Origin of the sequence: Alkalibacterium sp. AK22, from assembly GCF_000585255.1 — a bacterium.
Lineage (GTDB): Bacteria > Bacillota > Bacilli > Lactobacillales > Carnobacteriaceae_A > Alkalibacterium.
The window spans coordinates 30,795-52,637 of the sequence record NZ_JANL01000035.1; the positions used below are offsets into that span (position 1 = coordinate 30,795).

The 21,843-nt window shown below is 46.0% G+C and carries 19 protein-coding genes and 1 pseudogene; 8 read left to right on the forward strand and 12 right to left on the reverse strand.

Features of this window, described 5'->3' with window-relative positions; all coding sequences use genetic code 11:
* Positions 1 to 452 precede the first annotated feature (452 nt).
* Positions 453 to 1,301: an SMP-30/gluconolactonase/LRE family protein gene (locus tag ADIAL_RS07315; protein ID WP_034301981.1), complete on the reverse strand. Its 849-nt coding sequence runs from the start codon at positions 1,299 to 1,301 to the stop codon at positions 453 to 455.
* 121 nt (positions 1,302 to 1,422) lie between these two features.
* Entirely contained in the window at positions 1,423 to 2,358 is a 936-nt protein-coding gene (locus ADIAL_RS07320; protein WP_034301983.1) for an aldo/keto reductase, read from the reverse strand.
* A 351-nt stretch (positions 2,359 to 2,709) separates the two neighbouring features.
* On the opposite strand from ADIAL_RS07320, the gene ADIAL_RS07325 reads away from it, so the two are divergent.
* The 4 genes from ADIAL_RS07325 to ADIAL_RS07340 all read left to right on the forward strand — a co-directional run bounded on the left by ADIAL_RS07325 (position 2,710) and on the right by ADIAL_RS07340 (position 7,049).
* A complete protein-coding gene (locus ADIAL_RS07325; protein WP_034301985.1) occupies positions 2,710 to 3,612 on the forward strand; it encodes a glycine betaine ABC transporter substrate-binding protein in 903 nt (300 codons plus the stop codon).
* Positions 3,613 to 3,801: 189 nt separating this feature from the next.
* Positions 3,802 to 5,247: a Na+/H+ antiporter NhaC gene (nhaC, locus tag ADIAL_RS07330; protein WP_197017779.1), complete on the forward strand. Its 1,446-nt coding sequence runs from the start codon at positions 3,802 to 3,804 to the stop codon at positions 5,245 to 5,247.
* A 236-nt stretch (positions 5,248 to 5,483) separates the two neighbouring features.
* Positions 5,484 to 6,410: a ring-cleaving dioxygenase gene (locus tag ADIAL_RS07335; RefSeq protein WP_034301988.1), complete on the forward strand. Its 927-nt coding sequence runs from the start codon at positions 5,484 to 5,486 to the stop codon at positions 6,408 to 6,410.
* Positions 6,411 to 6,425: 15 nt separating this feature from the next.
* Positions 6,426 to 7,049: an alpha/beta hydrolase gene (locus ADIAL_RS07340; RefSeq protein WP_034301991.1), complete on the forward strand. Its 624-nt coding sequence runs from the start codon at positions 6,426 to 6,428 to the stop codon at positions 7,047 to 7,049.
* A gap of 141 nt (positions 7,050 to 7,190) precedes the next feature.
* Here the strand turns inward: ADIAL_RS07340 and ADIAL_RS07345 are convergent, their stop codons facing one another.
* Positions 7,191 to 7,934 carry a glucose 1-dehydrogenase gene (locus ADIAL_RS07345; RefSeq protein ID WP_034301994.1) on the reverse strand — a complete coding sequence of 248 codons (744 nt, stop codon included), beginning with the start codon at positions 7,932 to 7,934 and terminating at the stop codon, positions 7,191 to 7,193.
* 310 nt (positions 7,935 to 8,244) lie between these two features.
* Here ADIAL_RS07345 and ADIAL_RS07350 point away from each other — a divergent pair, with 310 nt between their 5' ends.
* Positions 8,245 to 9,171, forward strand: coding sequence for an ATP-grasp domain-containing protein (locus tag ADIAL_RS07350; protein WP_034302056.1), 927 nt, complete (start codon positions 8,245 to 8,247; stop codon positions 9,169 to 9,171).
* A gap of 172 nt (positions 9,172 to 9,343) precedes the next feature.
* Here ADIAL_RS07350 and ADIAL_RS07355 read toward each other — a convergent pair whose 3' ends face one another.
* Positions 9,344 to 10,300, reverse strand: a complete 957-nt coding sequence (locus tag ADIAL_RS07355) for a 2-hydroxyacid dehydrogenase (protein ID WP_034301996.1) — start codon at positions 10,298 to 10,300, stop codon at positions 9,344 to 9,346.
* Positions 10,301 to 10,490: 190 nt separating this feature from the next.
* Between ADIAL_RS07355 and ADIAL_RS07360 the strand changes: the two genes are divergently transcribed.
* Complete coding sequence (locus tag ADIAL_RS07360) at positions 10,491 to 11,756, forward strand: dicarboxylate/amino acid:cation symporter (RefSeq protein WP_034301999.1); 1,266 nt, start codon at positions 10,491 to 10,493, stop codon at positions 11,754 to 11,756.
* A 149-nt stretch (positions 11,757 to 11,905) separates the two neighbouring features.
* On the opposite strand, the gene ADIAL_RS07365 is transcribed toward ADIAL_RS07360, so the two are convergent.
* Together ADIAL_RS07365 and ADIAL_RS07370 are read right to left on the reverse strand one after the other, a co-directional pair.
* Positions 11,906 to 13,195 carry a flavin monoamine oxidase family protein gene (locus ADIAL_RS07365; protein WP_034302002.1) on the reverse strand — a complete coding sequence of 430 codons (1,290 nt, stop codon included), beginning with the start codon at positions 13,193 to 13,195 and terminating at the stop codon, positions 11,906 to 11,908.
* 39 nt (positions 13,196 to 13,234) lie between these two features.
* Positions 13,235 to 15,889, reverse strand: coding sequence for a cation-transporting P-type ATPase (locus ADIAL_RS07370; RefSeq protein ID WP_034302004.1), 2,655 nt, complete (start codon positions 15,887 to 15,889; stop codon positions 13,235 to 13,237).
* A 351-nt stretch (positions 15,890 to 16,240) separates the two neighbouring features.
* Here ADIAL_RS07370 and ADIAL_RS07375 point away from each other — a divergent pair, with 351 nt between their 5' ends.
* Both ADIAL_RS07375 and ADIAL_RS07380 read left to right on the forward strand, forming a co-directional pair.
* Positions 16,241 to 17,155, forward strand: coding sequence for an ABC transporter ATP-binding protein (locus tag ADIAL_RS07375; protein WP_034302007.1), 915 nt, complete (start codon positions 16,241 to 16,243; stop codon positions 17,153 to 17,155).
* Positions 17,152 to 18,006, forward strand: a complete 855-nt coding sequence (locus ADIAL_RS07380) for an ABC transporter permease (RefSeq protein ID WP_034302009.1) — start codon at positions 17,152 to 17,154, stop codon at positions 18,004 to 18,006. Before ADIAL_RS07375 ends, ADIAL_RS07380 begins: the two co-directional genes overlap by 4 nt.
* Positions 18,007 to 18,104: 98 nt before the next feature.
* On the opposite strand, the gene ADIAL_RS07385 is transcribed toward ADIAL_RS07380, so the two are convergent.
* The 6 genes and pseudogenes from ADIAL_RS07385 to ADIAL_RS07410 form a co-directional block, all read right to left on the reverse strand.
* A complete protein-coding gene (locus ADIAL_RS07385) occupies positions 18,105 to 18,605 on the reverse strand; it encodes a flavodoxin domain-containing protein (RefSeq protein WP_034302011.1) in 501 nt (166 codons plus the stop codon).
* Between the two features lie 125 nt (positions 18,606 to 18,730).
* Positions 18,731 to 19,141 (reverse strand): hypothetical protein, encoded by a 411-nt coding sequence (locus ADIAL_RS07390; RefSeq protein ID WP_034302014.1) that lies wholly within the window; start codon positions 19,139 to 19,141, stop codon positions 18,731 to 18,733.
* A gap of 62 nt (positions 19,142 to 19,203) precedes the next feature.
* A complete protein-coding gene (locus ADIAL_RS07395; RefSeq protein ID WP_034302017.1) occupies positions 19,204 to 19,623 on the reverse strand; it encodes a hypothetical protein in 420 nt (139 codons plus the stop codon).
* 75 nt (positions 19,624 to 19,698) lie between these two features.
* Entirely contained in the window at positions 19,699 to 19,950 is a 252-nt protein-coding gene (locus tag ADIAL_RS07400) for a hypothetical protein (RefSeq protein ID WP_034302019.1), read from the reverse strand.
* A gap of 416 nt (positions 19,951 to 20,366) precedes the next feature.
* Positions 20,367 to 21,326, reverse strand: a complete 960-nt coding sequence (locus ADIAL_RS07405) for a glutathione S-transferase family protein (protein WP_034302021.1) — start codon at positions 21,324 to 21,326, stop codon at positions 20,367 to 20,369.
* A gap of 24 nt (positions 21,327 to 21,350) precedes the next feature.
* Positions 21,351 to 21,730 (reverse strand): annotated as a pseudogene (locus ADIAL_RS07410) (VOC family protein).
* Positions 21,731 to 21,843: the final 113 nt, after the last annotated feature.

The following is a 21,843-nucleotide window of genomic DNA, read 5'->3' on the forward strand; positions in this document are numbered from 1 at the left end:
TTCTTCGAAAACGTTTTCGTTAATTCCTAAAAAAATAGGCTCTGTTCTCGAAAACGTTTTAGTTAAATCGCTTACATTTATAATAATCGATGGCTCAAGCCGTGTCAACTATAAATAATGTATTTATTTAAATTTCAATTTTGCACCATATATATGAGCCGTATCAAACACCTAAAAGCGGCTGTTGCGTCTCTTTCAATTTGCTCACAAAGGAGGTGTTCAGCCCGCTCAGTCCCAATCTCTTTTTATTTACTTTTCTGCCTTATGCTATCCGTGCGGGGATAAAAGCCCACTGGCGTGTGCCCACTCGAGCAATACCTGATTCACTATAGACCAATGGGAACGCTTCGTATGCAAACAGTTTGACACCGGTAAGCAATTAAACAAAAACGTACTCTTTTCATGTGTCAGAAAAGAGTACGTGCCCAGAATGAGTCTGTACTTAAAGGTATTCAGCTAATTTTTATTCTGAATAGCCCTCCAGAGAGTGGTTCCTTACCTTCCCCATCACGGGCCGTGGTGACCAGCAAATAGTCCATACTCTTGCCCCCTATACAGCAAGAGGTCACGTTCGTAGCCGGCAAAGCGATTTCTGTCAGCTTGTCTCCTGTTTTTGGATCCCACTGGCAGACCTTCCCGCCGCCAAATTCGGCTACCCATAGTGTCCCGTCCGGTCCGACGCACATGCCATCTGGACTCCCTTCACCAGTGACTTCCACACAGATGCGTTCATTAGACAGTGTCCCCTCTTCAAGGTCATATGCATATTGTCTGACTTTGTTTGTGGGGGTGTCAATATGATAAAAAACCTGACCATCCGCTGACCAACCTAAGCCGTTAGCAATCGACAGGCCGGACAGCAGTTCTTTGTGCCCGTTCCCGTCTGCTGCTACTGAAAACAACGAAGCGGCGCCTTCAATCACGTCCTCTTCTCCCATTGTTCCGATAAGGAGCCGTCCCTTGGGATCCAGCTTACCGTCATTGTAACGCAGACGCTCATCCTGATTGGGCTGCGTTAAAAAAGTACGGGCTTTTGTATCCGGATTGATTCGGTAAATGCCGCTCTTCTCGGCTGATAGCAACTGACCGTCTGCATTCAGAACAGCTGCCCCAACCGGTCCATCTGTTAGATAGGAAGTGACTTCTGTAGTCTTTGGATCGAGCCGGTAGATGATATGATCGTCAATCGACACGCAGTAGATTAACTGCCGTTTTTCATCCCAGACCGGTCCTTCAAGCAATTCACTTCCCGCAAAAAAGATCAGTTCTGCCTGTTCTGTACTTACTGTTTTTAGCGCCATCTAATCTTCCTCCCTCTTCTCATTTACCCTTTACTATACAGGAGTCCAAGCTTTGCTCACAGGAAAAGGCTCCCGTAGACTTCATGAGCCTTTTCATCATCCCTCCCCTTAACCTCTTTCTCTACCAGGGTAGAGGCTGATCTTTGATTTCCCGTTTCCAGAGATTTTCCAGTCTTGTTTTAACACCTTCAGATATCTTCTTGTCAGCTGTCGACAGATTTTCCTGCAGCTGCTGAATACTTTTAACGCCCGGAATTACTGTCGAAACACACGGGTAAGCAAGGATAAAGTGCATCGCTGCCTCTGCCATTGATGTGTCCGGCCCAATAATGTGTCTAACTTCCTCGACCAGCATACTTCTCCGCTCAATGATATCCTGGCTCCACCGGCTTCGGATCCCTGTAAAACTGCTGTTTTTATGGTATTTCCCGCTCAGCCATCCTGAATCAAGCGGTACTTTAGCAATCAGGCCGACACCTTGTTCCTCAGCTCTCTGCATAGATAAAAGGGGCTCCTGATGAAAAATATTGAACATGATTTCAATAACCTCGCTGGCTGTTTCATCTACTATCCGGTCTATTTCCCTTCCTGAGTCCACTGATGCTCCATAAGCCTTTATCTTGCCCTGCTTTTTCAAGTCTTTAAGTACTTCAAACTGAGGCGAGTAGCCATTTAAACTGTCAAAAGGAGGATTATGCAGCAGGAGGCTGTCCAGATGGTCCGTTTTCAGCCTCCTTAAAGATCCTTCAACGGAATGTACCAGCTGCTCTGGCTCGAAAGATTGGACACCATCCACCTGGTGCCCGCACTTGCTACTGATTACGACCTGATCCCTTTTTCCCTGCAAAGCTTCTCCCAGCAGACGCTCACTGTTCCCCGAACCATAATTGGGAGCTGTGTCAAAAAAGGTAACGCCCTGCTCAACGGCCGCGTGTACTAGTGCGATGGCCTCGGCTTTTGTATGCCCACTCCAGTCCCTATCATTTCCTAACTGCCATGCCCCAAAGCCAACTGCTGAAACAATCAGCCCCGAATGGCCCAGCTTGCGCTTATCCATTTTAACTTCCTCCATTATTTTATTTTCTTTATGATACCGTTCTCTTCTTGTATAATCCACCTTCTCTTTTGCGCACAGGTCATGACCACTGTCAGCTGATTCGCCCCCCCCTCCACAGACTGATAGCTTTCGTATACTCTTATTTGCATAATTCTTGTCCGTCTAAACCAGTCTGATTATTTGAACATTTTTGACCTTATGTTACGTTCGGAAGTAATATTTTTATATAAATAAAATAATTTAATTTAAATTTTGCATTGTACAACTATTTGTGTTACGGTTATTTATGGAATGAAAGTTGTATGAAAATTTCATGAAAATCATTATTTACTAATGGAGGACATTAATTATATGAATAAAACGACATCAATCAAGCTCCTGGCATTGGCGTCAACGGCCTTGCTTGTTTCCGCATGTGGAGACAACGGAGATCAGGAGAATGCTGATGCAACAGTTGGTGATCAACTGAATTACACGATAACAGGAATCGAACCCGGTGCGGGTATAACGGAAACAACTGAGCAAGCCTTTAATGCCTACAGTAACCTTGAGGACTGGGAGTTCGAAACAAGCTCAACAGCTGGCATGATGGGAGAATTGTCTTCTGCCATTACCAATGAAGAGCCCATTGTGGTGACAGGCTGGACCCCTCACTATAAATTCGAAATGTATGATCTCAAGTTTCTTGACGATCCTGAAGGGGTCTATGGTGAGACGGAATACGTTCATACCATGTCCCGGATAGGATTTGAAGAGGACATGCCCGAAGCTTATGCTATCCTTTCCAATTTTTCCTGGGAAGTAGAAGATATGCAGGAAATTATGCTGGAAGCCCAGGATATTGAATTTGATGAAGCGGCTTCGAACTGGATTGAAGAGAATCGTACTACCGTAGATAGCTGGATAGAAGGCGTCGATGAAGTCGACGGAGATCCAATCGAACTCGGTTCTTTCCCGTGGGATTCGGAACGTGCCTCGTCCGCAGTCATCGTCCAGGTGCTGGAGGAGCACGGCTTTGACGTGACGATTTCTAACGTCGATCCCTCAATCCTGTTCCAAGCACTGGCTCAAGGTGAAGTCGACGCAACAGTCGCGCCATGGCTGCCAACGACTCAGGGCGCCTATTTGGAACAATACGGTGACGACATCGTTGACATGGGGCCGAATATGGAAGGAACCGTTATCGGGCTAGTCGTTCCAGAATACATGGATATCGATTCCATTGAAGATCTGAACGCATTAGACGAAGAGTAGAAACGCATTGACAGTTGACTAAAAAGAGCTTTCTGGATAACCCTTTAAGCTCTTTTCTTTTGGTCGAAAATCACTAATTTAGGTGGAAACACTCGCTCCCTTATGAACAGGGATTTGATTTCTGTCAGCAAACCCTCTACCATAGAACAGTCGGAAAAAACAGACAAATATAAAAAGGAGATTATTATTTTGCAAAACGAAGACATTAAAAAACCTAGTTTTTTATTTGCCTCATCCATGCTGCTAACAATCATCGCAATCATTTCAGTAGGGATCCTGGTCTTTGATGCCCCGATCCAGATACTAATGTTCATTGGTATGTTCGCCTTATTTCCATTCATGATGAAACTGGGCTACACTTATTCCAAAGTACAGGACGTCCTCTTCAAATCGATGGGTCAATCACTTGAATCGGTACTGATATTGGCCAGTGTTGGTATACTGATTGGAACCTGGATTGCTTCCGGAACGGTACCCGCGCTTGTCTACTATGGAATCAACATGATTTCACCACGGTTCTTCTTGTTGACTACGCTGCTCTTTACCGCAGTAGTCGCAACAACGACTGGAACCTCTTGGGGAGCTATCGGTACAGCCGGTGTAGCCATGATGGGGGTTGGTGCAACGATTGGTGTACCGGCAGGAATCACGGCAGGTGCTATCCTTTCTGGTGCTTACTTTGGAGACAAGATGTCCCCATTATCTGACACAACGAATCTGACACCGACAGTGACTGGAGCCACTTTGTTCGGCCACATCAAGCATATGATGTATACAGCCGCTCCAGCTTTTCTAATCACTGCTGTCCTTTTTACCGTCATCGGTCTGCAGTACAGTGTTGACAGTATTGACTCTGAACATGTTGATACGCTGCTCGTTCAGCTATCAACCAACTTTAATATTAGCTGGGTTGCCTTCACACCAATCATCCTGCTTATTGCCTTGATGATGATGAAGAAGCCCGCTGTTATCTCTATTTTTACCGCTGCCATGTACGGTGGTGTACTGGCTGCCTTTTCTCAAGGCTACAGTTTCTCAAATGTCTTTAACATTATGTATGACGGCTATACTGCCGACCTTGGAAATGAAACAATCAATGAACTGCTGCAGCGTGGAGGAATTACGGACATGCTGCCGCTAATTGTTCTGTTCCTGTTTGCACTCGGTCTAGGTGGCTTGCTGGCCGAATCTGGTGCACTGGAAGCCATTATCGGTTCATTTGCCCACAAGATCCAGTCACACTTCTCGCTGACTCTAGTCACGCTGCTAGTGGGTTACTTCTCACTGGCTATCGGTGGAGCCATTTACTTCTCATCTGTGATGACAGGTACAATTATGAAGCCACTGTATGACCGCATGAACCTAAAACCTGAGAATCTGTCCCGTACAGTTGAAGCAGCAGCTACCCTGTCTGGTACGCTTTTCCCATGGGTCGGAGCAGGTATGTTTGCTACAACTACACTGGGGATTCCGGTAATGGAATACCTGCCGTTCACTTTCCTGGCCTTCATTACACCAGTCATTACGCTGATTTATGCAGCGACTGGCTTCACGATGACTGAAAAAGAAGAAAGCCCCGTCAAGAAGAAAGAAAAAAACCGAAACAAAGCGACTGGAAAAGCGCACCTTGCGTAATGCTTTCTCGCTAAATAGCCGACTAAAATAACCAATCAAGTCCTGGAACTCTGATATAGAGTCCCAGGGCTTTTTTATATCAGCGGCTTCTAAGCAAGCAAAGCTCTCGCTCCTTTTCCTTTGTAGCGGGAGAGCTTCACCAAAGCTTCATCAGATGCCTCTTTATTGACAAAAAGTAAGGAAATGATATAATGGTATCAAGATAATACGAATTCGAAATAAGAGGAGACAGTCACATGAAAAACACTACAGGTATTCATCATATCACTGCAATCGTTGGACATCCTCAAGAAAATGCCGACTTTTATACCAAAAGCCTTGGCCTTCGACTCATTAAAAAAACCGTTAACTTTGATGATCCACACACCTATCATCTGTACTTTGGAGATCAGCAAGCCAACCCAGGCACAATCATTACTTTCTTTCCCTGGGTTGAAGCTGAACAAGGAAAAATCGGAGGCGGACAAGTCGGGGTCACAAGTTTTGCCGTTCCAGCAAACAGCTTGAGTTACTGGGAAAAACGTCTAGCTGAAAAGGGCGTGCCTCTGACACGCACTGTCCGCTTTTCTGAGCAGGTTCTTCAATTTTCTGATCCCCATGGCCTGAAGCTGGAGCTGGTTGAACGTAGCTACGACAACAGTCATTCCTGGTCGGAAAGTGACGTCGATCCGGCATATGCCATATCAGGTTTTGCTGGTGCCACCCTTTATTCAACCAATCCCGAGGCTACAGTCGAAACCCTGACTGAAACAATGGGTCTTAAGAAACTTGGGGAGGAAGACCGAGTCCTGCGCCTAAAAACTAATGGAGACTTAGCCAGTATCATCGATATTCCTCTTGATCCCGTCATGGCTGGTGAAATGGGCGTGGGAACAGTCCACCATATCGCGTGGCGTGCAGACGATGACGCAGATCATTTAAAATGGCACGAGCATGTGTCAGCCAATGCCTATCAAGTCACTGATATCAAAGACAGAAATTATTTTAAGGCCTTGTACTTCAGAGAATATGGCAATATACTTTTTGAAATTGCCACAGATACGCCAGGCTTTACGGTAGATGAATCGCTGGAAGCGCTCGGTGAATCCCTGAAACTTCCTGAACCGCTGGAAAAAGACAGAGAAAATCTTGAACGTATCCTGCCTCCTATTGTGCAGGACTAAAAAAGGAGTGTATTTATGAAACATGTATTTAAAAAAGGCAAAGATCTTAAAGGAACAACCCTGCTCTTGCTTCACGGGACTGGAGGATCTGAACGCGATTTGCTGCCTCTTGCCGATGCTATTGATCCAGAAGCGAACATCCTCAGTGTACTCGGCAATATAAACGAGAATGGGATGGCCCGTTTTTTCAAACGTCTAAGTGAAGGGGTATTTGACCTAGAGGATCTGAAGTTTCGAACAGCCGAACTCTATGCGTTCCTGAATGAGTCTGCCAGAGAATATGGCTTTGACCGCAGCAAGGTTGTAGCCGTTGGTTATTCCAATGGAGCAAATATTGCAGGCAGCCTGCTCTTTCATTATCAAGATGCTTTAGCAGGGGCAATTTTACATCATCCGATGGTTCCAATCCGAGAGCTTGAACTACCGGATATGACTGGCTTGCCCGTCTTTATCGGTGCTGGAACGAACGATCCTATCTGCCCTTCTGAAGAATCGTCCGAGTTAAACACGCTTCTAAGCGGGGCCGGTGCTGAGGTCCTGCTTCACTGGGAAGATTACGGGCACCAGCTGACTGCTCCAGAAGTTAAAGCTGCAGCTGACTGGTACGCTGAGTCCTTCTCACACAACACTTCAAACTGAAGGCAGCTGTTTTTTATCATAAATAAAGTATCCACCCCACTGCACATGAAAGCTCAGTGGGGTGGATTTGTCTTTTGCAGTATTTATTGTAACTATTTCACTGCTTCACAATCTTTTTCACCTTATCTGCCTGCTTACTTTTTACATTACCTGTATCAGACCGCCATCTGCTACAAATTCGGCGCCAGTCGAATAACTGGATTCATCCGACGCGAGGTAGAGCACCAGGTTAGAAATTTCTTCCGGTTCTGCTATCCGCTTCATCGGAATCTCCTTTTCCATCGCCTTGACCAGATCCCGGACATCTTCTTGTTCAGTCATCGGTGTACGGATGGTTCCAGGATGAACTGAATTGACCCGAATATTGAACTGGGCAAACTCAGCTGCAGCTGCCTTGGTCATTCCTCTGACAGCAAACTTGGAGGCAATGTAGGCAATATTATTTTCAGCCCCAACGATGCCGGCAATGGAGGAAATGTTGATGATTGATCCATTTTTCGCCTTTTTCATAGACGGCAGCACATGTTTCATCCCTAAAAAGACCCCATCCTGATTGATCATGGTTGTTTTACGGTAGTCTTCAAGAGACGTATCTGCAATCGACTGAGACACAACGATGCCGGCGTTATTAATCAGCACACTGATAGGACCGAATGTTTCCTCTGTTTTCTGCACGACCTTATCCCAGTTGTCTGGATCCGTAACGTCCAGCGCTATAAACAGCGCATTGTCTCCTAGCTCGTCAGCTAACTTCTGTCCATCGGATGTGTCCAAGTCTGCGACAACAACTTTTGCTCCTTCTCTGACAAAAAACTCACTGTGCTTCTTGCCCATCCCGCCTGCGCCACCTGTAATCACTGCAATTTTACCGTCTAAGCGTCCCATGTCAACAGCTCCTTTGCAGATTTTTACCTCTATAACAAACATACCAATCATGTATCAGATAAGCAAGAGAAAGGGCTTTCAAACACCCATAGCCTTTTCCTGCCGCTCTCAGAAAACATTAGTTCCATTCACAGCCTATTTGTTCAAGAGAAGCCTATCTCCCCTGCTCCTCTATCAGTCTTACTGTCGCTGAATGCTCTCCTGCTTCTAATCCATTAACTCTGGTTAATCAGCGGAATGATCACTTGCAAAAAGTAAGCTTTTATTTAATAATGAAAGATGGACAGAAGGATAAAGGAGCATGCTGATTATGAAAAAAGTAGTCATTATACATGAAAACATGGACTGGACGAAGCATTTGATAGGCCGCTTGGAAGAACTGAAAGTGCCTTATGAAGATTGGGACTTGTCAGAAGGCTTAGTGGACTTGGAAGCCCTGCCGGAAGAGGCCATCTACTACAACCGCATGAGTGCTTCCTCACACACAAGAGGCAACCGGTATGCACCTGAACTTGCTGATCAGATTTTAAGCTGGCTGGAATATAAAGGTGCACGGGTCGTTAATGGAACAAACGCTATTGGTCTTGAAATTAGCAAGTTAAAGCAGTATCTCGCGCTTCAAGCAGCCGGTATCCAGACCCCTAAGACTTTCGGGGCCGTGGGGAAGAAACAAATCATTCAAGCAGCTGAAAAGCTTAATGAGTTTCCATTTATCATCAAGCACAATCGCGCAGGAAAGGGGCTCGGTGTCCGTCTGCTCTACACACTTGACGAGCTGAAAGCTTATATCTATGGGCCTGAATTTGAAGATTCTGTCGATGGTCTCTCTCTTATCCAGCAGTATATTCAGTCTCCAGATGGCCATATTGTTCGCTCCGAGTTTATTGGTGGCCGCTATTTCTATGCTGTCAAAGTTGATTCAAGCGACGGCTTTGAACTTTGCCCTGCAGACGCTTGCCAGATTGATCCAGATGGTGAGGTCATCTCTGAAGAAAGCAAGTTCAGCATCATCGACCGTCTGCCAGAAGAGCAGATCAGACGATCTGAAGCTTTCCTGAAAGAACAGAAAATTGAAGTCGCTGCCCTGGAGTTTATTGTCGACGGGCAAGGAGACGTTTATACCTATGACGTCAATACCAACACCAACTACAATGAAGAGGCCGAACAGGCTGCTAACCAATTTGCCATGCTCGAACTGGCTAAGTATCTGAAAGCTGAACTTGCCAAGTTAGGCTAAAATAACCGTCAGAAAAAGGAGACACAGCTCCTGGTTCTGACGGTTTTACTGTTTTCATTTTTCCTTAATGGCGCACCCCTGTACCCGAACACCAGGCTGATTTTACCTTCTTTGCTCTCGCATCAAAAGCCGCTTGCGTTATGTCTCTGTTCCAACAGCTCTTATGGGTCCTTTACTCTACAATATTTTCAGGATGGCCTTCAAGATAAGCCAGGGTGTTATTGAAGACAATCCTGGCCCTCGCTTCCATGGCTTCATCTGTCAGATAGGCCACATGCGGAGTTAGGACAGTGTTTTGGGCAGACAAGAGTGGATAGTCAGCGGGCAGCGGGGCTTCCCTGTCAAATACATCAATACCGGCCCCAGCAATTTCTCCAGTATTCAACAGGGTGGCAAGCGCTTTATTGTCAACGATGGGCCCACGTGCACAGTTGATGAGGACTGCATCAGATTTCATCAACTTCAGCTTTTCTTCTGACACAAAACCTTTAGTCTGCTCATTCATAGGCAAATGAACGGAAACGATATCACTTCTGGATAAAACGTCATCGAGTGATGTGTACTCCAGTCCCATTTGCTTCGCCTCCTCTTTCTGTGAACGGCTGAAGCCAATCAGTTCAGCCCCAAAAGCCTTAAATAGCTGTGCCGTCTTCAGACCAATCTGTCCCGTTCCTATGATACCGACAGTCTTCCCTCTGATTTCTCTTCCCTGGATCAGTCCAGGAAAGTTTTCCGCCTTTTTCACATCCGAGTCTCCTCTGGAAATTGACCGGTACACATCAAGCGTCAGGCCCAGGACCAGTTCAGCTACAGACTGATCCGAATAGCCGGCAGCATTGGCCAGCTTGATTCCCCTGCGATCAGCTGCTTGCTTATCCACATGATCGATACCCGTAAAGGCAATATTGATTAGCTGAGTCTTTTCCAGTCTGCTGATTACTTCTTCGGGGTAAGAGGTATTGGCTATCATTACGATATCAGCATCCCGACTTCTGCTGTAAAGTTCGTCTGAATCTGTTGTTTTCTCGTTATAGTAAACAAACTCGTGGCCTTTAGCTCTAAGTGGCTGAGCCAGTTCTTCTATCAGCTTTTCACTCACTCTCAATGGTTCGAGTAATGCAATCTTCATTTTATCTGCTCCTCACTAAATGCTCTCTACTGGTTACTATATCATTTATGAATAAAATGATAAAACTTCTCATTTCTTTTTAATTAAATTTGCTCATCTATATTACTACTTGTATTCTAATATGATACAATGTGAAAACTAGCTCAGGTGAGCTGGAAAAAGGAGTATTTATTTATGGAGGAGATTGAATATGAGAAAGTTGCCATTTGTTAAACTCGGCCTAGTGCCGAAACTGTTAATAGCCATCATACTCGGAGTAGCGGTCGGCCAGTTGACCTTTATTCCTGAATTTGTCCTGCAGATTCCCATAACCATTTCCGACTTGTTCAGCAGCCTGTTAGGGTTTGTTATTCCGCTGATGATTGTCGGTTATGTAGTCAAAGGGATTGCCGATCTGACTCAAGGCGCCGGCAAGCTTTTAGGGCTAAATGCGATTTTGGCTTATGGTTCGACTCTTTTTGGAGGTTTTGTTGCCTACCTGCTGGCTTCCAGTTTGTTCCCGCTTTTTATTGACCCCTCAGTCAGAGACACGGTCCAGGAAGAAACAGCGGCGCTGGAGCCTCTGTTCGAACTACCTCTGGAGCCCCTGCTGGAAGTGACATCCGCAATCATCTTTGCCTTTATGTTCGGCATTTTCATTTCCTGGTTACGGCAGGAAGGGAAAGGCGAAGTCATGTATGGCTTCTTTACTGAATTTGGTGATATTATTACAATGATTTTGAAAACAATTATTATTCCAGGATTGCCAATCTATATTTTCGGTAATTTTCTGAATCTCAGCTATACAGGAACTGCCTTTTCACTGCTTTCCGTTTTCTGGCGTGTTTTCCTCGTTGTGATTGGCTTGCAGCTCTTGATGATCACAGCGATGTTTATTTTAGCCGGTCTCTATACAGGCAAGAATCCGCTGACGTTAATGAAGAATCAGATCCCAGGATACTTTACTGCTCTAGGTACACAGTCCTCAGCGGCTACCATCCCAGTCAATATGGCTTGTGCTGAAAAGAACGGGGTTTCTGAAGAAATTCGGGAGTTTGTTATTCCTTTGAGTGCAACCATTCATCTGATGGGCAGCATCATTACCATTATTTCCTGTGTCACTGCCGTCCTACTGATGTTCGACATGCCGCATGGTTTTGGCATGATGGCAAGCTTTATTGCCACATTAGGTGTTGCGATGGTTGCTGCCCCAGGTGCCCCTGGTGGAGCCATTATGAGCGCCTTGCCGTTTGTTTACATGGTCGGTATGGATCCGACAGGCACAATGGGGAACTTGCTGATTACATTGTATATCACTCAGGACAGCTTCGGTACTGCCGCCAATGTTTCTGGAGACAATGCGATTGCGCTCGTGATAGACAAAGTTTACAACACTTACTTGAACAAGGGTACAGCTGAAGCCTCTCAGTCTGCTCAAGGCGTAGCTGTCCGCAATGAACAGCTTGTAAGAGACTAATCCTTGACTGATCGCCTCAACATTGAGCCGCTACTTCCAGTCCAATCTATAGCAAGCTGATATATAAAAGCCGAATGCAACGTGTCTGAAAACACGGGGCATTCGGCTTTTCTGGCGAGCGCAACATCTACAATGTTCTCTGCCTGAGTTTATCTGGACAATTCTTTCAACAGGCGCTCTGCACTCTGCTGCCCGGAACGCACAGCCCCTTCCATAAAGTGCGGAAATCGGGGAGCTAGTTCCGTTCCCGCAAAGACTATCCGTCTGAACGGCTGACTGAGCTGCTGATTCGCTTTGCTGTCGCCTTCTGGATGAATCATCGCACCGTATCCACCTCCTGAGTAGCGGGAGTTGACCCAGATACTTTCCTCAATATCCTGAAAGTTCTCTGCATCATCTCCAAAGACTTCAGACAAACGGTCCAGTGCATAATTTTCTCTCACCTCAGCTGTAACATGAACCAACTCACGCGCCTTGTCCCCGCCGATGAACAGCGTTAGCCGATTCTCGCCTTCCGGCTGAGAGGCATCCATCAGGTTGACTCCCTCATTTCCTGCATAAATCACACCAAATATTTTTCTCTCTTTGCCTCTTACTTTCTTGTGACGCCAGAAATCATCATCATATACCAGCGTCATTTTGATTACTGCACCGTCAATATAACTGCTCAGCGCCTCTTCAAAATGTACTTTAACCTCATCTGGCAAGGCGATGCGTCTGGCTACTGTCGGTGGAATCGCTAGAATCACAGAACGGGCATGGTACTGATTACCGTGCTCGGTCGTTGCCTTGTACATTCCATCGACTGTTTCAATCGATACCACAGGCTCACAGTAGTAAATCTGATCACTCAGTTCATCCTCTAAAAAATGAATCACATTATTGAGAGGCCCACTTGCCTGATACTTCAGCTCATTCTCCTGTGTGGTGACCCGGCTGATCATCCTATTGGCCGCTGCTGCATTGATTTGATCTGTATTGACTGTCGTTTCAGCTGCGATATAACTACTAATCATTTTCTTTTCCCACTTGTCCTTTACGACTTCATCGAGGGCGCTAGACAATGGTTTGTCACTGTCTACAGTATACTGATTCAGCAACGCCGCTCCTCTGGTTGAACCCAAATCAATGGCTTTGGCATTTTTTTCATTGATGACAATCGAATCCTTATCCAGGTTCGTCTGTTTCAATTCCATGCCTGCTTCCTGAATAAGGCTGATCATCTCAGTCATATCCCGATTGACATACTGTGCACCCTGTTCAAAAAAACGCTTGCCGTCAGCTGAGAATTCCGTCTGAACTTTCCCACCTCCACGATTGCTCGCTTCAACGACCGCAAACGAGATCCCTTCTTGCTTAACTTTTCTGGCAGCAGACAGCCCTGCTAGCCCCGCCCCGATGACCAGTACATCGACCGGCTGATTTTGATTTTCACTCATACATGATTCCTCCCAAAAGGCATTCCCTTACCTTATTAATTAATTGCGCTTGATGATTGCATGTGTAACATATTTTTCAATTTCAACAACGATAAAAACCATGATCCCTATAGCTACCGGGAAAATCCAATACATGGCTTCAATGGGATACAAACCTATTGCTCTAGTCAAGAAAGGCACATAGGTGACCGTCAGCTGAAAAACAACCAGCAGAGCAGATGCAGCAAATGCTGCCTTGTTTTCAAAGAAGTGACGGTTCAAACTAAAGTGCCGTTCATTCCTTACATTAAAAAGATGGAAGAGCTGAGCAAAAACAATGGAATGCAAGGTAACTGTATTGACATGTTCAATGGAATAGGTTGCCTGGAGAGCCCCATTCATCCATATAATGGAGCCTCCGATAAGTAAAGAAACAAAGAGGATCCGAAAGACGTAATAGCGGCTGAGCAGCTGCTCTGTGGGCTTCCGGGGTGGACGGTCCATTGTTCCTTCTTCCAGTGGTTCAAACGCCAGCGCCAAAGCGACAGTTACCGCAGTGACCATATTGACATAAAGGATCTGAACCGGTGTCAGTGGCATCTCCAATCCTAAAAGCAAGGCGGAAAGCACAAGAAAAGCTTCGGCACCGTTAGTCGGTAGAATAAACAGAATCGTCTTTTTCAGATTGTCATAAACTCTTCGCCCTTCACGTACAGCATTAATGATAGTAGAAAAGTTGTCATCTGCCAAGACCATTTCAGAAGCTTCTTTGGCGACTTCAGTTCCTTTGATTCCCATAGCAACTCCGATATCTGCCCGTTTCAATGCCGGTGCATCATTGACACCGTCACCCGTCATTGCGCTGATATGTCCATGCGCCTGCAGTGCTTCAACCAGCTGGAGCTTGTTTGCCGGACTCGTCCGGGCAAAAACGTCGGAAGCCAGAACCGCTTCTTTCAGTTCCTCACCCGTCATTTGATCTAGTTCACGTCCCTCGATTACATCATCATGATCCGTTATGCCAAGCTGCCTCGCAATGACCAAAGCGGTTTCTTTATGGTCACCCGTAATCATTTTGACTTGAATGCCTGCTCTTTTACAAGTTGCTATCGCATCAATCACATTTTCCCGCGGAGGATCGATAATGCCGGTCAGCCCCAGGATCGTGAGTCCATGGGACACATCCTCATGATCTATATTCATACGGTCATTCTCAACATCCTTGACAGCAGCAGCCAGGACCCGCTCGCCTTTTCTGGACTGCCGACTCATTTGCTCTTCCCAATACTGCCTGTCATGAGAGGTTGGGTGCAGCCCAGCCATGTCAAATAAACGGTCCGGAGCGCCTTTGATATATATTTTTTTCTTTCCATCAACTTCAACCAGTCCGGCCATATACTTGTACTCTGAGTCAAAAGGAATTTTTGCAATTAGCTCAAGGGACTCGACTGGCTCACTGGCCTTTTCTGCCAATGTAATCAGGCACCCTTCCGTCGGATCTCCCCTGACGAGCCAGTGGCCGTCTGTCTGCAGAATATCTGAATCATTTACTGAACGCATGGCCAGCAGCAGCTCCTTTAGCTCTTTATGCGCTGACAGCTCCACCTCTCTTTCCTTGCAAGAGATACTCCCTTGAGGGGCATAACCAATTCCAGATACTGTATAGTAGTGCTTTCTGGTCATAACAGACCGCACAGTCATTTCATTTTTAGTCAGTGTACCTGTTTTATCGGAACAAATCACCGTCACCGCTCCCAGCGTTTCAACAGAAGGTAGGGTACGCATGATGGCTTTTTTGTCTGCCATAGTCTGAACCCCAAGTGCCAAGATGATGGTCAGGATGGCGGGCAGACCTTCAGGTATGGCGGCCACTGTGAGTCCAATGACGGCAAGTAGCAATTCGCCCCACTGATAGTCATGGAAGAGCAGACCGAAAGCAAACAGGAGCACAGCTAATGCTAGAATCACCACTGAAATGATCTTGCCGAATGTTTCGATCTGCTTGAGCAGCGGCGTCTTCATACCTTGCACTTCACTCATAGAGCGGTTGATCTGGCCGATTTCTGTTTCTTCACCCGTCGATACAACAACACCTATACCAGAGCCGGAAGAAACAGCCGTGCCAGAATAAGCCATATTAACTCGGTCTGCCAGCACCGTATCTTCAGGCAGGCTAGCCGTCTGTTTCTCCACTGAAGTCGACTCCCCTGTCAATGGGGACTCCTCGACTTTCAAATGATCAGCCTGAATCAGCCGGATGTCCGCCGGGATTTTATCTCCGGCCTTCAAAAGAACAATATCTCCCGGAACGACCTCTGTTGAGGCAATCTCTTCTCTTGATCCATTTCGGATCACCGTAGCCTGGAGAGAAAGGAGCTGTCGAATCCCTTCCAGAGCCTTTTCAGCTTTATTTTCCTGAACATAGCCAATCAGTGCATTGACTACAGCCACCAGCAGAATCACGACCGTATCGACATAATGCCCTAGAATCAAAGTAACGATTGCAGCCACCAGCAGGATATATATCAGGATGTCATTAAAGTGACTGAAAAACTTGACCCACTTCGGTGTTAATTCCTTTTTCGGCAGCTCGTTCAGCCCGTATGAACCAAGGCGACGTCTAGCTTCAGCTGTACTCAAGCCCGTATTCGCCTGTGTTTGAAGCTTTTCAATCGATTCTTCTCTAGATAAGTGAAACCACAAAGTGTCAAACATACATACACCTCCGACTTGTTCCATACTGTTTTCGCACTGGTCTAATCAGACTTATCGTCCATCGTTCCTCACTTAAAGAATACCATAGATGCCGGGCTTTCTCCCTTCAAACCATCAGAAAACAGCTAGTTTGAAAGAGAGCACCGTATGGACTGACCGAAAATAGATAGTTTCCCCTTGGCTGCTTCACGTTATTTAAATGGATCATGGGTTATCAGTATATACACTACAGCCTAACAAGCTATAATAGAGCTGAACAACTGATTTTCATTTCATAATCGGTCGTGCCCCCTCCACTATCGCGCTGCACCCGTATGTGCGAAAAGAGCCCAAAAAAAGGAGTGCTCCTACATGTCCGCTATCATCCAGGTAAAGGATTTGACAAAGTATTATGGTAATGTGAAAGCGGTGGACGGCATCAGCTTTCGCGTTGAGGAAGGCCAGCTGTTCGCCTTTCTCGGCCCCAACGGCGCAGGTAAGTCCACAACAATCGATATCATTAGCACCCTCCTCAAGCCTGATAGCGGAAAAGTAAGGGTCAACGGCTATACACTCGGCGAGAACAACCAACTGATCAAGTCTTCTATTGGAGTCGTTTTCCAAACCGGCCTTCTGGATCATCTACTGACAGTCAGGGAAAACCTTCGTATACGCGGTAGCTTTTATTCTCTGGACAAGGAGCAGATTAATAGTCGGATTGAAGCCGCAAGCGAAGCGGTCTCCCTCTCTGACTTTATTGACCGGCCTTATGGAAAGCTCTCAGGTGGACAGAAGCGGCGGGCCGACATTGCCCGGGCCCTGATCAATCAGCCGAAGATCCTGTTTCTGGACGAGCCAACGACTGGACTGGATCCTCAGACGCGAAAGAATGTGTGGGAAACTATCCGTAGTCTTCAGCAGCAGACTGGCATGACTATTTTCCTGACCACTCACTATATGGAGGAAGCTGCCGCAGCTGATTATATTGTCGTGATTGATCACGGAAAGGTTGCTGCAGCCGGCACCCCCGAAGCACTGAAAGAGCAGTACAGCAGCGACCGGCTGATCCTCTACACTAAAGATCCTAAGGCAGTATTCAAGAAACTGTGTACATGGGGACTCACTTTTGAGCAGAAGGGCGCGGTCTTCAGCGTCCCTGTCGCTTCCACTTTTGATGCGCTACCGGTTGTATCCGCACTTACCCCTTGGCTGGATAATTTTGAGATTCACATGGGATCGATGGACGATACCTTTATTCATATCACCGGAAAGGAGATGCGCTCATGATTCCTTTAATCCGCCGTAACCTTCTTATGTTTTTTCGCGACCGGGCTGCTGTCTTTTTCTCTCTGCTAGCCGTACTCATTATTTTTGCCCTTTATCTGCTGTTTCTGGGAGACAACTTACGCATGGGGACTTTAGGCGAACGGGAGGGCTCCCGCTTTTTGACAGACAGCTGGCTGATTGCAGGGCTACTTGCCGCCGCTTCGATCACTACAACTCTAGGTGCTTTTGAAATCATGGTCAGCGATCAGTCGAAGCTGATCATCAAAGACTTTGCTTCTTCACCTATTACTCCCAGTAAATTGACCGCTGGCTATTTGCTTAGCGCCTTTGTGGTCGGTTTAGCGATGACCCTGCTTACCTTGCTGTTTGGTCTACTGTTTATTGTCGTTAACGGGGGCAATTGGTTGTCGTTATGGCGTACCCTGCAGGTTTTGGGTATCATTTTTTTGTCTGTTTTAACTAATACCGCACTTGTTTACTTCCCTATCTCTTTTATTAAAAGCGACAATGCCTTCAGCACCGCTACATCGATTATCGGGACCCTGACCGGTTTCATTGCCGGAATTTATCTGCCTATAGGTGTATTACCCCAAATCGGCCAGCGTTTCGTCATGCTTTTCCCTATTTCACATTCTGCCAGTCTTTTGAGACAAATCATGATGGCTGAGGCTCTGGACACTGTTTTTCAACAAGCCTCAACGGACATGCAGACAGAATTCATGACCTTCATGGGCGTTCAATTCAACTGGGAGGGAACTCTTATTTCTCCCTGGATCAGTATTCTTTACCTGGCCGGGACTGCCCTTGTCTTTTACCTGCTGTCCGTCTGGCAGTTTGCCCGTCGCCACTGAATCAAAAGGCACTGCTGACGGTATGCTAAAAAGTACAGCCCCCGTATGCACGGGTCTGTACTTTTTTCTTTATTGAACTGATTCTATCCTGCGTCTACTCAAGTTCCAATCAGATTTGCCTTGTTCATGCTTTCCGCAAATGCTTTAATCGCTTCCTCATCGACTGTAGACACATCTTTATTCACCTTCGCCACTTTTTTCGTAATCACTTTTTCCATCAGACTCATCCGGTCGAAATGGTACTCTCCACCAAAGCAAGCTCTCGTTTCAGCGATATCCAGCAGCTCTTTCGGATAATTGCTTTCGATCTGCTCTTTGGCTCGCCACTGATCCTGCATGCCGCAGGTGAACAGCCCCAGTTTCTTCTGCTTCAGCTTATAGCTTTCACTTTCTGCAAACACCTTGACTTCCTTAGCGATATTCCCGTAATATACCGGACTGCCTAAAATGATGCTGTCATACTTCAGTACGTCGACATCTGATGCTGAGCTTCTGCTCAAATCGATAAAATCGATTTCACTGTCAAGATAATCAGCCAGTATACCGACACATTTCTTGGTACAGCCGTGCCTGCTGAAGTAAGCAATCAGCGTTTTCATGAGCCTCTCCTCCTTCGGTCCGTCTGATGAGCGACAGAAATTCTTCTGTGATTAAGTGTACCCTCGTCTGCTTTGAACGGTCAGGACGAAAAACATAGTCATTTAGCTTATATTTTAGCTGGTTTCTACACTTTTTTCAGCACATAAGACTTGACTAGGCTCAGCACGCCCGTAAGCAGCATTCCCCCTGCAATAGAAGCAAGGATAATGGCACCAGAAGAAGCCGGTATGCCACTCCACTGTTCATAGTTGTTCTGATAAAGGAAGGGGAACAGACTCATGCAGACCCCAATAAGCAAGGGCCAGAGATAAACAATCGGGTGATATTCAAGAGCAACCGCATCTCCTGCTTTCACTTCCAGCTTGTTGCTTTTATATAAACCGGAACGCACCTGTAAAACGGCTGTTTCCTTTTCCATTTTCAGTACAATACTTTCCCCGCTTTCTATTTTATGGACCAGCTGCCCACTTAGCTTCAACTTTAAATCAACGTTCCTATTATAATATTCGTCTGCCCGAATGACTCTGATCTGCATCCGTTACGCCCCCTGTCTTGTTCTTATGCCTCTCTATGCCGAAAGTAAGTTTCATGAATAAGTCAGACTTTTCTCAGCTGATATGATGCGAACAGGCTGAAGGGGACACTGACCATGACTCCCGTCAATACGCCTGTTAAAATCGGCATGATAAAAATCGACTCAAACAGCCAACTGACCTCGCTGAATAGCCTTGAGTAAGCGATGGGAGACACGCCTCCTATCAACCCTACTGCCATGGGCAAAAAATATATCCATTTTCTCGTATCGATCACCACTGCATCACCTGCCTGCACGTCAAGCTTGTTACTTTTGGCAAACCATTGCTTGATTTGAAGGGTTGCTGGTTGCTGATGCGAGTCGAGTTCGATGGTTTGGCTGTCACCATTTTTAATTTTACAGACTAGTTCCCCGTCCAGTCTGACTTTTAGTCTGCTCAGCGCTGCATAGAAACGGTCCGGTCGAGTAAGCTTTATGTACATTTTTTCAGTCTCCCTTGTTAAAGATTAACCTGTATTTATTTCCGTTAACTCTTGCATTAGTCAAGCACGTTCGCGTCACTGAATCAGGAAAACATAGAGCATAAAGATACCCAAAGCGATAACTGTCAGCCGGGCAGTCAGCCGCCCTTCCCGAGTCTGCGTATACCATAATAACAGCAGTATGTGAATATTGATAACTGCCATCAGTTCAGAAACATACTCTCCTTGCAACTGTCTGAACAGCGCAATACCAATCGTAAAAAACATCACAGCCTTATGTGCACTTTTATAAGCCTTTCTTTCTTTCAGCAGCTCTTTTTGATCCACTCAGTCCCCCCCTTGTCTTTAGATCAATTGTACAGAATTCCTTTCTCTTCAGCAAATATAATCATAAACTTGTTGTCATCACTATTTATGTGCGTAAGCACTGCTTCTATTATACTAATACCGCACATGTGGTCATCAGCCTTTATCGGAGCACTCACAACTACCTGGCCTAATTAAAAGCACACAAGTTGAACGGGAAACAAACGAACGGGCTCCTGCAGGTTTTAGATTGTGAAGTCCAGCATCACGGCCAGCTGATCCGATTTATCTACGGCAACCCACTCTCTTTTCTTAAAAGCTGGCATCAGCGCTAGACGGCCCAAATGATTTTCAGGTAAAAAATGGTCTTATGTAGCAGGATTTGCGCTGTTTCCCAATAAAAAAGCAGCCCCCCCTCTTAAGGTGGCTGCTTTTGATTATAAGCTGAAATCTAATTCTGGACCAACTGGGACAATCCCTGTCGGATTGATGTTTTTGTGACTGCGGAAATAGTGTTCCTTGATGTGGCGGAAATGAATGGTATCGGCTACCCCAGGCATATTGTAGATGGTTCGGGTCAAGCGCCACAAATGCTCATAGTCAGTAATCCGCTTAATATTACACTTGAAGTGGGTGTAGTAAACACTGTCAAAGCGGACCAGCGTTGTGAAGAGCCGGATATCTGCTTCAGTCAGCTGATCGCCTGTAAGGTAAGGCTGATTTTCGAGTAGCTTTTCCAGCTCGTCCAGGGTACCGAAGAGTTTAGTAACTTCTTCCTCGTAGACGCTTTGCCTAGTTGCAAAGCCCGATTTATATACGCCATTATTTACCGCCTCATATACCTGACTGTTGATTTCATCGATGGCTGCTCGCTGATCTTTGGGATAGTAGTCGCCGGCCTTTGCCCCAATGTCGTCAAAAGCGGTATTCAGCATACGCATGATTTCAGAGGATTCATTGTTTACAATTTTATCCTGTTTCAAATCGTACAATACCGGAACCGTCACCCGACCGCTGTATTCCGGTTCGACATGCGTATAAATTTCATACATATAGCGGGCATCGATAAGCGGGTCTTTGACGATATCCGGATCATCGTCTTCAAATGTCCAGCCATTTTCAGCCATTAGAGGATGCACAACTGAAATCGAAATTATATCTTCCAGCCCTTTGAGTTTGCGCATAATCATCGTGCGATTAGCCCACGGACAGGCATTGGACACGTACAGGTGATAACGCCCAGCCTCTGCTTTAAAGCCGGCTTCTCCACTCGGACCGGCACTGCCATCCGGTGTGATCCAGTTTCTGAACTGAGACTCTTCCCGAATGAATCGTCCGTCATTTTTTTCAGTATCGTACCACTTGTCGTGCCATTTTCCTTCTACTAGTAATCCCATAATATCCTCCTTGAATAAATGTGTTCACTCTGCCATGATCTCAATCCGGTTGTCTTCGGGCTCCAACATGACGGCTTCATAGTAGCCATCTCCTGTTCTTCGTGGACCGTTAAGCAAGGAAAAACCGTCAGCTTGAAGCCACCGCATTAAGGTATTCACGTCTTGTTCATTACCGGCCGAGAAGCCCTATGCACATAGCCCAGGCTTTCCTGTCCTTTTCGGGCTATGTCATCTCTATGCATCCGTTCCAGCTGGCTTCCAAAATTAAATGTCAGAAAGTAGGACGTAAACTGATTTTTAGAATTGCAGTAAAGCGGCCCGCTTGCTGCCTGGAAATACGTTTCGTAAAAAGATTTTATTCTTTCCAGATCCTTTACCCAAAAGCCGATGTGCTCGATTTTCACAGCTATCTATCACTTACTTTTTGTCTTCTTTTTTATTATAGACAATTTCAGCAGTTGGAACGAATCATATGCACTTCTTTTTTGTCAGTAACGGGTTCTTTCAATCTGGTCCT

What these genes read in the sequence shown, in the direction of transcription:
- ADIAL_RS07315 (WP_034301981.1), bottom strand. Translation starts at nt 1,301, where the DNA reads ATGGCGCTAAAAACAGTAAGTACAGAACAGGCAGAACTGATCTTTTTT.
- ADIAL_RS07320 (WP_034301983.1), bottom strand. Translation starts at nt 2,358, where the DNA reads ATGGATAAGCGCAAGCTGGGCCATTCGGGGCTGATTGTTTCAGCAGTT.
- ADIAL_RS07325 (WP_034301985.1), top strand. Translation starts at nt 2,710, where the DNA reads ATGAATAAAACGACATCAATCAAGCTCCTGGCATTGGCGTCAACGGCC.
- ADIAL_RS07335 (WP_034301988.1), top strand. Translation starts at nt 5,484, where the DNA reads ATGAAAAACACTACAGGTATTCATCATATCACTGCAATCGTTGGACAT.
- ADIAL_RS07340 (WP_034301991.1), top strand. Translation starts at nt 6,426, where the DNA reads ATGAAACATGTATTTAAAAAAGGCAAAGATCTTAAAGGAACAACCCTG.
- ADIAL_RS07345 (WP_034301994.1), bottom strand. Translation starts at nt 7,934, where the DNA reads ATGGGACGCTTAGACGGTAAAATTGCAGTGATTACAGGTGGCGCAGGC.
- ADIAL_RS07350 (WP_034302056.1), top strand. Translation starts at nt 8,245, where the DNA reads ATGAAAAAAGTAGTCATTATACATGAAAACATGGACTGGACGAAGCAT.
- ADIAL_RS07355 (WP_034301996.1), bottom strand. Translation starts at nt 10,300, where the DNA reads ATGAAGATTGCATTACTCGAACCATTGAGAGTGAGTGAAAAGCTGATA.
- ADIAL_RS07360 (WP_034301999.1), top strand. Translation starts at nt 10,491, where the DNA reads ATGAGAAAGTTGCCATTTGTTAAACTCGGCCTAGTGCCGAAACTGTTA.
- ADIAL_RS07365 (WP_034302002.1), bottom strand. Translation starts at nt 13,195, where the DNA reads ATGAGTGAAAATCAAAATCAGCCGGTCGATGTACTGGTCATCGGGGCG.
- ADIAL_RS07370 (WP_034302004.1), bottom strand. Translation starts at nt 15,889, where the DNA reads ATGTTTGACACTTTGTGGTTTCACTTATCTAGAGAAGAATCGATTGAA.
- ADIAL_RS07375 (WP_034302007.1), top strand. Translation starts at nt 16,241, where the DNA reads ATGTCCGCTATCATCCAGGTAAAGGATTTGACAAAGTATTATGGTAAT.
- ADIAL_RS07380 (WP_034302009.1), top strand. Translation starts at nt 17,152, where the DNA reads ATGATTCCTTTAATCCGCCGTAACCTTCTTATGTTTTTTCGCGACCGG.
- ADIAL_RS07385 (WP_034302011.1), bottom strand. Translation starts at nt 18,605, where the DNA reads ATGAAAACGCTGATTGCTTACTTCAGCAGGCACGGCTGTACCAAGAAA.
- ADIAL_RS07390 (WP_034302014.1), bottom strand. Translation starts at nt 19,141, where the DNA reads ATGCAGATCAGAGTCATTCGGGCAGACGAATATTATAATAGGAACGTT.
- ADIAL_RS07395 (WP_034302017.1), bottom strand. Translation starts at nt 19,623, where the DNA reads ATGTACATAAAGCTTACTCGACCGGACCGTTTCTATGCAGCGCTGAGC.
- ADIAL_RS07405 (WP_034302021.1), bottom strand. Translation starts at nt 21,326, where the DNA reads ATGGGATTACTAGTAGAAGGAAAATGGCACGACAAGTGGTACGATACT.